Origin of the sequence: Paraburkholderia sp. Ac-20336 (assembly GCF_017105025.1) — a bacterium.
In the GTDB taxonomy this organism is placed as follows: Bacteria; Pseudomonadota; Gammaproteobacteria; order Burkholderiales; family Burkholderiaceae; genus Paraburkholderia.
The window spans coordinates 1-9,116 of record NZ_JAAGPS010000191.1 but is presented as its reverse complement, the minus strand read 5'-3'; the positions used below and the strand labels follow the sequence as shown (position 1 = coordinate 9,116).

9 protein-coding genes are annotated in these 9,116 nt (G+C 66.9%); 6 read left to right on the top strand and 3 right to left on the bottom strand.

Annotated features, from left to right (window positions below; translation table 11 throughout):
• The 3 genes from GXB81_RS29290 to GXB81_RS29280 form a co-directional block, all read left to right on the top strand.
• Positions 1-447 (top strand): triphosphoribosyl-dephospho-CoA synthase (locus GXB81_RS29290; protein ID WP_205991041.1); only part of this gene is annotated, 447 nt, incomplete at its 5' end.
• 137 nt (positions 448-584) lie between these two features.
• A complete protein-coding gene (gene fae, locus GXB81_RS29285) occupies positions 585-1,094 on the top strand; it encodes a formaldehyde-activating enzyme (RefSeq protein ID WP_167285482.1) in 510 nt (169 codons plus the stop codon).
• A gap of 274 nt (positions 1,095-1,368) precedes the next feature.
• Positions 1,369-1,818: a hypothetical protein gene (locus tag GXB81_RS29280; protein WP_241016572.1), complete on the top strand. Its 450-nt coding sequence runs from the start codon at positions 1,369-1,371 to the stop codon at positions 1,816-1,818.
• 43 nt (positions 1,819-1,861) lie between these two features.
• Here GXB81_RS29280 and GXB81_RS29275 read toward each other — a convergent pair whose 3' ends face one another.
• Positions 1,862-2,392: a dihydroneopterin aldolase gene (locus GXB81_RS29275; protein WP_205991040.1), complete on the bottom strand. Its 531-nt coding sequence runs from the start codon at positions 2,390-2,392 to the stop codon at positions 1,862-1,864.
• A 375-nt stretch (positions 2,393-2,767) separates the two neighbouring features.
• On the opposite strand from GXB81_RS29275, the gene GXB81_RS29270 reads away from it, so the two are divergent.
• Genes GXB81_RS29270 through GXB81_RS29260 form a run of 3 tightly spaced genes read left to right on the top strand, consistent with a single transcriptional unit; the run spans position 2,768 to position 6,869 of the window.
• Positions 2,768-4,867, top strand: coding sequence for a sigma-54-dependent Fis family transcriptional regulator (locus GXB81_RS29270; protein WP_205991039.1), 2,100 nt, complete (start codon positions 2,768-2,770; stop codon positions 4,865-4,867).
• Positions 4,864-5,508: a flavoprotein gene (locus GXB81_RS29265; RefSeq protein WP_205991038.1), complete on the top strand. Its 645-nt coding sequence runs from the start codon at positions 4,864-4,866 to the stop codon at positions 5,506-5,508. Before GXB81_RS29270 ends, GXB81_RS29265 begins: the two co-directional genes overlap by 4 nt.
• Positions 5,487-6,869 carry a DUF6513 domain-containing protein gene (locus tag GXB81_RS29260; protein WP_205991037.1) on the top strand — a complete coding sequence of 461 codons (1,383 nt, stop codon included), beginning with the start codon at positions 5,487-5,489 and terminating at the stop codon, positions 6,867-6,869. Before GXB81_RS29265 ends, GXB81_RS29260 begins: the two co-directional genes overlap by 22 nt.
• A gap of 80 nt (positions 6,870-6,949) precedes the next feature.
• On the opposite strand, the gene rpe is transcribed toward GXB81_RS29260, so the two are convergent.
• Entirely contained in the window at positions 6,950-7,657 is a 708-nt protein-coding gene (rpe, locus tag GXB81_RS29255; RefSeq protein WP_205991036.1) for a ribulose-phosphate 3-epimerase, read from the bottom strand.
• Positions 7,658-7,739: 82 nt separating this feature from the next.
• The gene (gene fba / locus GXB81_RS29250) at positions 7,740-8,777 is read right to left on the bottom strand and encodes a class II fructose-bisphosphate aldolase (RefSeq protein ID WP_167039435.1); all 1,038 of its coding nucleotides are present in this window, start codon (positions 8,775-8,777) and stop codon (positions 7,740-7,742) included.
• Positions 8,778-9,116 lie beyond the last annotated feature (339 nt).

Below are 9,116 nucleotides of genomic sequence, written 5' to 3'. Positions count from 1 at the left end.
CTCGGCCTGCGCGACGCAATGCGGCTCGCGAGCGAGCGCGACCGCATCGCGCGGCAATACGCGAACGGTTTCGCGGATATCTTCGACACCGGCCTCGCCGCCTGCCGCGCAGCGCCGGCCGATGCACCCGAGGTGGCGATGCTCAACGTGTTCCTCGCGTTTCTCGGCGGCTGGCCCGACTCTCACATTGTGCGCAAGCACGGGCTCTCGCTGGCGCAGAGTGTCACGCTTGCGGCACGCGAGCAGCACGCGCGCTGGCGGCAAACCCCACTCGCCACGCGCCGCACGCCGGCCGACGCCGAACTCGATGCCTGGGATGCCCAACTGAAGGCGCGCGCAATCAACCCCGGCACCAGCGCGGACCTCGCCGTGGCCACGTTATTCGTCGCGCGCTGCATCGAAGCGGGCCCCGCAGCTCACGTCACGCACGGCGCGCGCGGCACCTGAGCGGGCGGGCGCGATCTGGCACGGAACCTGTTAGTTAGTACCGCCGTGCATCCCTGCACGCCATGCGGCGCCCTGTCCGGACGAGCGCGGGCGGCATCCTGTCAGCAGGTCCATACCTACTCAATTGGAGGAACAGAATGGCCAAGATCAACCGCGTCATGGTCGGAGAGTCGCTGGTCGGCGACGGCAACGAGGTCGCGCACATCGACTTGCTGATCGGACCGCGAGGTTCGGCTGCGGAAACCGCGTTCTGCAACGCCCTCACCAACAACAAGGATGGCTTCACCTCGCTGCTCGCCGTCGTCGCGCCCAATCTGCTTGCCAAGCCGAACACGATCCTGTTCAACAAGGTGACGATCAAGGGCGCCAAGCAGGCCGTGCAGATGTTCGGGCCGGCCCAGCACGCGGTGGCGCTCGCGGTCGCCGACAGCGTCGAGGACGGCACGATCCCGAAGGACGAAGCCGACGACCTGTTCCTCTGCGTCGGCGTCTTCATTCACTGGCAGGCCGACGACGACAGGAAGATCCAGGAGTTCAACTACAAGGCGACGCGCGAGGCGATCCAGCGCGCGGTCAACGGCGAGCCGAGCGCCGCTGAAGTGGTCGCGAAGAAGAGCAGCGTCGCGCATCCGTTCGCGCCGAACTGACGGCGCGCGCCCGCGCGGGAGACGCGTGGCCGCTAGCGCCGGGGTGCCGTCGGCGTGCCGTTCATGGTGTGTCATCGGCGGCGTTGCTGGTGGCCCGCCTGGTGACCCGATTGGTGGCCCCTCGGCGGTCCGGTTGGCAGCCCGATTGGCAACCCTATCGGCAGTCCCGTCTCCTCGCTGCATCCGGTCGCTTCACGAACCGGCGCACCGTCGCGCATCCGCATGCGGCGCGCCGGTTCGTGAAGCGGGTTCAATGCTTTCCCAGAGGCATGACATGACCATAAGCTGTCGCGCGCTGCAAGTCGTTACTTCAGTCCTTACCGTTGCCGCCGCCGCCGCCGTCGTCGCCTGCCTGGCGCTGGCGGCCTCGCCCGCCTCGGCGCAGAACGCCGCGCCCCGCGCTTCCGCGCAGGCGGGCGGCTACGACTATCCGACCCAGGGCCGCGTGGAGTACGTGCTAGGTTGCATGGACGACAACGGTCACGATTTCGCCAACGTCTACAAGTGCTCGTGCGTGATCGACAAGATGGCCGCGGCCTTGCCGTACGACGAATTCGTCGACCAGTCGACGTTCTCGAAGTACGCGACGCTCGGCGGCGAAGGCGGTGCGGAATTCCGCGTCGATCATGCGAAGTCGCAGACGAAGCGGTTCCGCGACCTGCAGACGAATGCGTACCAGGCCTGCGGCCTGGGTCTGCAAAAAACGCCGACGGCGGCGAAGTGAGCTAAAGATCGAGGCAAAAAGCGCGGCGAAGCCGCGGCGCCGCTCAACGCGGCACGAGCCCCGCGCCGAGCGACGCATAGCCGGCCACGCCCGCGCCCGTTGCCGAAGCATCGCCGCGACGCCGCTCGATCTGCACGCCGACCGCCGCGACGTCGTCGAATTTCGCGGGCTTTGCCAGCGAAACGCGCACCCAGTGCGCGCCGAAATCGGCGATCAGCAATTGCGCGATCGTCTCGGCAAGCGCTTCGAGCAGGCGCACGCGATGCGTCTCGAATAGCGCGAGCAGTGCATCGCGCACCGCGGCATAGTTGACCGTGTCCTCGATGCGATCCGTCGCGCATGCGCGGATCGCCGGCACGCCGATCGCGAGATTCACGCGCACCGGCTGGGCCACGTGCAACTCGCCGCTGTCGATGCCGATGATCGTCTGTCCTATGAAGTTTTCGATGAACACGATGTCCATGCGCTCGGGCAACGCGCGCGCAGCCGTACTTTCCCCGGCAAAGGCGGGCGAGAGATCATGCGCGAAAGCACTGGAAAAAGCGCTCAGACGAACGGTATCGAGACGGTCCATGATGGATTGGCACTCCTGTGCGACTTGGCCCAAGGGTTGCATGGCGTGCCGGGAACAGCGGCACGGCGGGCGGCACACTGTGTGCCGAAGTTGCCACAGGCATCTGCCTTCGCCCTGCCGGCGCGGTCATGCATGAGGCAACGGAGCAGGAAAAGCAAATTCCGGGCGCGCTGCGGCAACTCAGTGCTAGTTCGGGTTGAACCAAACCGGCATCGGGCGTAAAGTTTTAAATACCCGCCTGAAAAAAGGGCCGGTCGCGAGGCGCATGCGAACGCGAGATTCCGCGGCGCCAGGGGATGACAGACTTGATAAAGCGGCATTCGCGGTGTGTGCGGCACTGAGGGCACCCGACATGGCGCAACGGAGACAAACCCCATGTCGTTGCTCGCTGACAGCGATACGCATGTCCGAGAAGTGCTGAATGTGGTCAATCATCAATTGACCACGCGCCCCACGAGCGACTCCGTCGCCCAGTCGTGGACGCGCTGCATTAACGAATTCCAGCTGGACCCGTCCCGTTTCGTTCCACCGCCCGTCCTTACGCAGTACGAACTCAGCGCGCGCCGCGAGGCGCTCGGCGATCTGATCGCCTGCTCGAAGCTCGAAATGACGACGCTCTATCAGCAGCTGGCCGATCCCGAGCTCGCGGTCGTGCTCGTCGATTCGGGCGGCGTGATCGTGCATCAGGTGTCCTCGGTGCCGTTCGCCGAAGCGGTCGCCGACGACGGCTTTCGCGTCGGCGCGCTCTGGAGCGAGCGCGAAGCCGGCACCAACGGCATGGGCACCTGTCTCGCCGAGCGCGACTGCATCGCGGTCTGCCAGCACGAGCATTTCTATCCGCGCTATACCTCGCTCACCTGCTCGGCCGCGCCGATCTTCGACGACAGCGGCGAGATCGCCGGCGTGCTCGACGTCACGAGCCGCTCGAAGCTGCTGCAACAGCATTCGCTCGTGCTCGTCGGCATGTCGCGGCAGATGATCGAAAACCGTCTGCTCGACGCGCGCTACCGGCACGCCAACATGATCCATTTCCACAGCCGCCCGGAATTCGTCGGCACGCTGCACGGCGGCAAGCTCGCGGTCGCCGACGACAGCACCGTGCTCGCTGCGAATCGCAGCGCCCTGTTCCAGCTCGGCTTCCGCTCGCTCAGCGAGTTGCGCGGACGGCGCATCGAGGAAGCCTTCAACGCGTCGCTCGAAGACATGATCGCGCGCAGCATTCGCGGCTCGTTCCATCCGGTCACCGTCTATAGCGCCAACGCGACGAACCGCTTTTTCCTCGTCGCGCAGACGCCGCAGAACAGCACCGGGCGCGTCGCGCGCGTGCTCGCGCCCGATAGCGCGCCGGCGTCCCGCGGCAGTCAAGGCAGCCACGCCACGAGTGGCAACGGCAGCAATGGCAGCAGCGCGGCCGACCGGCACCATGCGGCGGCGCCGAAGCTCGACGAAATCGCCCACCTCGAATTCGGCGATCCGCGCATGGCCTCGCAGATCCAGCTCGGCGCGCGCGTGATCCAGCGCAAGATTCCGATCGTGCTGCGCGGCCAGACCGGCACCGGCAAGGAAGTGTTCGCGCAGGCGCTGCACAGCATCAGCCCGCATGCCGACGGCCCGTTCGTGCCGGTCAACTGCGCGTCGCTGCCGGAGAACCTGATCGAGAGCGAACTGTTCGGCTATCGCGCCGGCGCGTTTACGGGCGCGCAGCGCGAGGGACGGCGCGGCAAGATCGTGCAGGCCAACGGCGGCACGCTGTTTCTCGACGAGATCGGCGACATGCCGCTCGTGTTGCAGGCGCGCCTGCTGCGCGTGATCGAAGAACACGAAGTGACGCCGCTCGGCGCCGAAACCACGGTCAAGGTCAATTTCCAGCTCATCAGCGCGAGCCACCGCAATCTGCTCGAACTCGTGCAGAGCGGGCAATTCCGCGAAGACCTCTATTACCGGCTCAAGGGCGTCGAGCTGAATCTGCCGGCGCTGCGCGAGCGCGTCGACAAGCTGCCGCTGATCCACCACCTGCTCGCCAACGAAACCGGCGAGCCGCCCGAACTGACGCCCGAAGCCGAACAGGCGCTGCTGGCCTACGCATGGCCCGGCAACATCCGCCAGTTGCGGCACGTGCTGCAAATGGCAGTGGCACTCTCCGACGGCCAGCCGATCCGTTGCGAGCATCTGCCGCCCGAGGTCACACAACGCACCTCGGCCATCGACATGCCGACCGCGCTGCGCCTCGCCACCGCCGACATGGACGCGCATCTGGCCGACGACACCGACCTCTCGACGCTCAACGCGATCCAGCTGAATGAGCGCGAAACCGTGCTGTCGCTGCTCGACGAGCATCGCTGGAACGTCAGCAACGTCGCGAAGGCGCTCGGCATCAGCCGCAACACGCTGTACCGCAAGATGCGCCGGCTGCATATCCGGCTTTCGCACGAAGGCTCGCCGCCCGACGGCATGCCGCTCGATCTCGACGCATGACGCGACCGCCCGCATGCCCGAACCCAGGCGAGTCCGCCAGCCAGTCCCCTCACGAGCCCGCGCGCGATCTCGCCGACTTCAAGCCGGACGCGCGCTTCGCGTGGTGCGTGACCGGCTCGGGCCATCTGCTCGAAGAGTCGATCGCGCTTGCGCTGCGCCTGCCCGGCGTCGATCTTTTTCTATCGGCGGCGGCCGAGGAAGTACTGCCGCTCTATGGCTGGCCGCTCGACAAACTACGCGAAAAATTTCGCGTGCTGCGCGACAACAGTGCGAGCGGCGTGCCGGTCGGCATGCTCTATCACGGCGTCTATCACACGGTCGTGATCGCGCCCGCCACCAGCAACACGGTCGCCAAATGCGCGTACGGCATCTCTGACACGCTGCCGACCAACATGTACGCGCAGGCCGGCAAGCAGTGCATCCCCGGCATCGTCTTTGCATGCGACACAGAACCGAGCGTGATTACGCATAGCCCGAACGAATGGGTCGAATTGCGTCCACGGGCGATCGAACTCGACAACGTCGAGCGTCTCGCGCGCTTCGAATACACGACGCTCGCGCGCTCGCTCGGCGAACTCGAAGCGGCGCTCGCTCAACGCCTCGCGACTCTCGACCTCGCATGGACCACATCCTCTTCCTGACCGGCCGGCTCGCCGAACCGAGCCTGCTACGCGTGCTCGACGGCATGGCGCCGACGCCGTTCAGTTGGGAAGTGCGCGAGATCGGCCTGCAGGTCGCCGCGCTGATGACGGCCGACATGATCCGCCGCAGAGTGCCCGCGCCGCTCGCCGCGCAACGCGTGATCGTGCCGGGCCGTTGCCGCGGCGATCTCGATACGCTGAGCGCGCACTACGGCGTGCCGTTCGAGCGCGGCCCCGACGAGGTCAAGGACCTGCCGCAATTCTTCGGCCACAAGGCGAAGCCGTTCGATCTGAGCCGCTACGACACCGAGATTTTCGCGGAGATCGTCGATGCGCCGCGCCTCGATCTCGACGGCATCGCCACGCGCGCGCGCGCGTATGCGAGCCAGGGCGCGGACGTGATCGACATCGGCTGTCTGCCGGACACGCCGTTTCCGCATCTCGAAGACGCGGTGCGGCGCCTGAAGGCCGAAGGCTATCGCGTCAGCGTCGATTCGATGCGTAGCGACGAACTGCTGCGCGGCGGCCGCGCGGGCGCCGACTATCTGATGAGCCTGAATCTCGACACGCTCTGGATCGCCGACGAAGTGCCGGCCACGCCGATCCTCGTCGCGCGCGAACCGGGTGACCCAGTCTCGCTCGATGCCGCGATCGAGGCACTGGGGGCGCGCGGCCGCGCGTTTCTCGCCGACCCGATTCTCGACCCGATTCCGTTCGGCCTCGCCGCCTCGGTCGCGCGTTACGTGCGGCTGCGCGAGCGCTATCCCGACATCGCGATCATGATGGGCATCGGCAACGTGACCGAGCTGACCGAAGCCGACACGAGCGGCATCAACGCGGTGCTGCTCGGCATGGCGGCCGAGTTGCGCATCGGCGCGGTGCTCACGACCTCGGTGAGTCTGCATGCGCGGCGCGCGCTGCGCGAAGCCGACGTCGCGCGCCGCGTGATGCATGCCGCGCGCGACGCGCAGGTGCTGCCGAAAGGCATCAACGGCGATCTCGCGACGGTTCACGCGAAGCGCCCGTTTCCGTATAGCGCCGCGGAAATCGACGAGCTTGCGCACGGCGTGCGCGATCCGAATTTCCGCGTGCAGGTCAGTGCCGAGGGCATTCACGTCTACAACCGCGACGGCCATCGGCGCGGCGACGATCCGTTCGCGCTGTATCCGCAACTGAATCTCGAGAACGACGGCGGCCACGCGTTCTATATGGGCGTGCAGCTCGCGCGCGCGGAAATCGCGTGGCGGCTCGGCAAGCGCTTCGATCAGGACCAGCCGCTCGACTGGGGCTGCGCGGTCGAGCGGGCTGAGGAAGACCTCGGCGTGTGGTGCGCGCCGGGGGAGACGATGAAGAAGCGCTGAAAAACCGCGGCGAACGCGCTGATGAGCGAACCTGGAGCGGACCGACAGCGGATCTGAAGCGCGCACCCGAAGCGCCGCGGTCATTGCGGCACCGCGATACCCACCCGTTCCTCGACAGTCGCCAGTTCCGCGCGCAGGCCGCGAATCGCCTGCGCGCGATCGTCCGCGCCGAACACCGCCGAGCCGGCGACGAACACGTCGGCACCCGCCTCGGCGATCCGCGCAATATTCGACACCTTCACCCCGCCGTCCACTTCGATCAGAATCGGCCTGCCGGTGCGCTGCATCGCCGCGTCGACGCGCGGGCGCAATAGCCGCAGCTTGCCGAGCGTCGCCTCGATAAACGCCTGGCCGCCGAAGCCCGGGTTGACCGACATTACGAGCACGACGTCGAGCATGTCCAGCACATGATCGAGCACCGCGAGCGGCGTGGCCGGATTCAACGCGAGCCCGGCTTGCGCGCCGTGCGAGCGGATCAGCTCGATGGTCCGGTGCACATGCAGCGTCGCTTCCGGATGAAAGCTGATGAGGTTCGCGCCGGCCTCGGCAAACATCGTGACAAGCGGATCGACCGGCGTGGTCATCAGATGCACGTCGAACGGCAGCGTCGTATAAGGCCGGATCGCCTCGCAGACGAGCGGCCCGACCGTGAGGTTCGGCACGTAGTGGTGATCCATCACGTCGAGATGAATCCAGTCCGCGCCGGCCGCGCTCACGTCGCGAATCTCATCGGCGAGTCGGGCAAAATCCGCCGACAGCAGCGACGGAGCAATCAGGAATTCGCGCATCGCGTTCTCCCTCGTTTTCCTCGTGTTGGTTCGTTTTCCCTGGTTTTTCCCGCGTTTTCCCGCGTTTTTTCCTGAGCGTGGCTCAGTGATAGCGGTGCGCCATCGCATCGAGCGGCAGCGGCTTGATGCGCGCGGCCTGCCCTGCGCAACCGAACGCCTCGAAACGCTCGACGCAGATCGCGCTGGCCGCCGCCGTGGCCGCCTTCAATGCCGCGCGCGGGTCGAACTCGGCGCGCGCGTTCGCGAGCGACTTGCGCAGCGCGCCGCTCATCGCGAGCCGGATGTCGGTGTCGATGTTGACCTTGCGCACGCCATTCGCGATGCCGCGGCGGATTTCCTCGACTGGCACGCCGTAGGTGGCCGGAATCTCGCCGCCGTATTCGCGGATCACCGCGAGCCATTCCTGCGGCACCGACGACGAGCCGTGCATCACGAGGTGCGTGTTCGGCACGCGCGCGTGAATGTCGGCGATGCGGTCGATCGCGAGAATATCGCCGGTCGGCTCGCGGCTGAACTTGTACGCGCCGTGCGAGGTGCCGATTGCGATCGCGAGCGCATCGACGCCGGTCGCGTCGACGAAACGGCGCGCCTCGTCGGGATCGGTCAGCAGGTCCGCGTGCGTGAGCCGGCCTTCTGCGCCGACGCCGTCTTCCTCGCCGGCGGTGCCGGTTTCGAGCGAACCGAGGCAGCCCAGTTCGCCCTCGACCGATACGCCGACCGCATGCGCGGCATCCACCACGCGGCGGCTTACCTCAACGTTGTAGTCGTAGGCGGCGGGCGTTTTCTGGTCGGGCAGCAGCGAGCCGTCCATCATCACCGACGTGAAGCCCGAGCGGATCGCCTGCTGGCACACGGCCGGGCTCGCGCCGTGATCCTGATGCAGCACGAGCGGAATGTCCGGATGCGCCTCGATCGCCGCGAGCACCAGATGACGCAGATACGGCTCGCCCGCGTATTTGCGCGCGCCCGCCGACGCCTGCAGGATCACCGGGCTGCCGGTAGCCTCGGCGGCCCGCATGATCGCGTGAATCTGCTCCATGTTGTTGACGTTGAACGCGGGCACGCCGTAGTCGTGTTCGGCCGCGTGATCCAGCAGTTGCCGCAGGGTGATGAAGGCCATGATTCACTCCTCAGGACTCAAAAGATGAAAGCGGATCGGGGACGCAATGGGGGCTCGGTGCGTGGTGTCGATTACCCGGCGTGGGTTGCCCGCGATGCGGGTTGCCCGGTGCCTATGGCTCGGTGCTTGGGACTCGATGCTCAGGGCTCGATGATTAGGACTCGGCGCTTCGGGCTCCGCGCCCGATGCTCAGCGTGTCGCGCCCACAACGCGCCGCGCTTCGTCCACCACCGCCTGCGTGGTCAGCCCGAAATGCTCGAACAACGCGGCGGCCGGCGCCGATTCGCCGAACGTATCGATGCCGACCACGCCGCCGTCGAGCCCCACGTATTGCCGCCA

Excerpts from the sequence above, each read along its gene's own strand:
- fba (WP_167039435.1), bottom strand. The coding sequence starts at position 8,777 with ATGGCCTTCATCACCCTGCGGCAACTGCTGGATCACGCGGCCGAACAC.
- GXB81_RS29265 (WP_205991038.1), top strand. The coding sequence starts at position 4,864 with ATGACGCGACCGCCCGCATGCCCGAACCCAGGCGAGTCCGCCAGCCAG.
- GXB81_RS29280 (WP_241016572.1), top strand. The coding sequence starts at position 1,369 with ATGACCATAAGCTGTCGCGCGCTGCAAGTCGTTACTTCAGTCCTTACC.
- GXB81_RS29275 (WP_205991040.1), bottom strand. The coding sequence starts at position 2,392 with ATGGACCGTCTCGATACCGTTCGTCTGAGCGCTTTTTCCAGTGCTTTC.
- fae (WP_167285482.1), top strand. The coding sequence starts at position 585 with ATGGCCAAGATCAACCGCGTCATGGTCGGAGAGTCGCTGGTCGGCGAC.
- rpe (WP_205991036.1), bottom strand. The coding sequence starts at position 7,657 with ATGCGCGAATTCCTGATTGCTCCGTCGCTGCTGTCGGCGGATTTTGCC.
- GXB81_RS29270 (WP_205991039.1), top strand. The coding sequence starts at position 2,768 with ATGTCGTTGCTCGCTGACAGCGATACGCATGTCCGAGAAGTGCTGAAT.
- GXB81_RS29260 (WP_205991037.1), top strand. The coding sequence starts at position 5,487 with ATGGACCACATCCTCTTCCTGACCGGCCGGCTCGCCGAACCGAGCCTG.